Raw genomic sequence first — 1,759 nt, 5'->3', positions numbered from 1 at the left:
GCCGATGCTCTACATCGGTGAGAAGGTCGGTAGCGGCAAAGGTCCGGCGATCGACATCGCTCTCGACCCGCTGGAAGGCACGACCCTGACGGCTAAGGCCATGGCCAACGCCCTGGCGGTGATGGCCTGGGCGCCCAAGGGCACCATGCTGAATGCGCCCGACACCTATATGGACAAGATCGCCTGCGGGCCGGGCTACCCGCCTGGCGTGATCGACCTCGACAAGTCGCCGGCCGAGAACGTTAAGGCCCTGGCCGAAGCCAAGGACGTCGAAGCTTCGGAAATCACCGTCTGCATCCTGGACCGTCCTCGTCACGCAGATCTGATCGCCAGCGTCCGCTCGGTTGGCGCGCGCGTCTATTTGATCACCGACGGCGACGTGGCCGGCGTGATGAACACCGCCGATCCGTCGACCGGCGTTGATCTGTATGTCGGGCAGGGCGGAGCTCCCGAGGGCGTACTGGCCTGCGCCGCGCTGAAGTGCGTCGGCGGCCAGTTCCAGGGCCGCCTGGTGTTCCGCAACGCTGACGAGAAGGCCCGCGCGGCCCGCGTCGGCATCACCGACTTCGACAAGAAGTACGATCTGCACGAGATGGTGCGGGCCGACGCGATCTTCGCGGCGACTGGCGTGACCAACGGCGCCCTGCTGGACGGCGTGCAGTATGAGGACGGCTTCGTTCACACCCACACCCTGGTGATGAACTCGGCCACCCGCACTGTCCGCGAAGTGCGGATGAAACGCCCGGTCTAGAGCCACCACGCTCTAGATTTCGATTGGAGCGCGATAGCCGCTGAAACCGGCGTCCACTTTCGGCTATCGCGCTCGGGAGTATCCTTCGTGGCGGTTCCGACTCCGGCTAGGCTAGTCCAATGGCCGATGGAACCGCCTCCTTGGGATATCTAGGCGTCAGCCGCTCGCTAAGCGGGCGGCTATGGCGCGAGCGACCGGCGGACGCCGAGGTGGTGCGCCGTCACCAACTCGGCCTCGGCCTCAGCGAGCCGTTGGCCCGCGCCCTGGCCTCGCGCGGCGTCAGCGCCGAGGACGGAGCCAACTACCTCAATCCAACCCTCAAGGCGCTGTTTCCCGATCCGTCGAGTTTTGTCGACATGGATCTGGCCGCCAAGATCCTGATCGACGCCCTGGTCGCCGACCGTCCGATGACGGTCTTCGCCGACTATGATGTGGATGGAGCCTCCAGCGCCGCGCAACTGGTCCGCTGGTTCCGCACCCAGGGCAAGGAATTGCCCATCTATGTTCCGGACCGTCTGATCGAGGGCTACGGCCCATCCCCCGCCGCCTTCCGCCGCATCCGCGAATCGGGCGTCGAGTTGGTGGTCACGGTCGACTGCGGCGCGGCGGCCTATGAGGCCCTGGCCTGCGCCAAGGAGATCGGCCTCGACGTGGTGGTGATCGACCATCACCTGATGCGCGACGAAATTCCCGAGGTCGCGGCCCTGGTGAACCCGAATCGTCCGGGCTGCGGCTCGGGGCAGGGGGTTCTGGCCGCGGCGGGCGTCGCCTTCGTCTTGATGGCCGCCCTCAACCGCGAAGCCCGTGGCCGCGGAATGTTCGTGGATCGGCCCGAGCCGGACCTGCGCCAATGGCTGGACCTGGCGGCGATGGGCGCCATTTGCGACGTCACCCAGCTGGTTGGTTTCAATCGGGCGCTCACCACCCAGGGGCTGAAGGTGATGTCGGCCTGGCGCAATCCTGGCCTTAAGGCTCTGCTCGCCGTGGCCAAGGGCTCGGGGCCGGAGA

Annotated in this window: 2 protein-coding genes; both read left to right on the top strand. The window is 66.6% G+C overall.

Going from position 1 to position 1,759, the window contains the following annotated elements; genetic code table 11:
* The coding region (locus Q7T84_RS06700) for a fructose-bisphosphatase class II family protein (RefSeq protein ID WP_304806986.1) at positions 1 to 751 on the top strand (751 nt) is incomplete at its 5' end.
* A 119-nt stretch (positions 752 to 870) separates the two neighbouring features.
* The coding region (locus Q7T84_RS06695; RefSeq protein WP_304806984.1) for a DHH family phosphoesterase at positions 871 to 1,759 on the top strand (889 nt) is incomplete at its 3' end.

This window comes from Phenylobacterium sp. (assembly GCF_030654915.1).
Taxonomy (GTDB): Bacteria; Pseudomonadota; Alphaproteobacteria; order Caulobacterales; family Caulobacteraceae; genus Phenylobacterium.
Note: the sequence above shows the minus strand (reverse complement) of the source record. Positions and strands in the feature narration are given on the sequence as shown.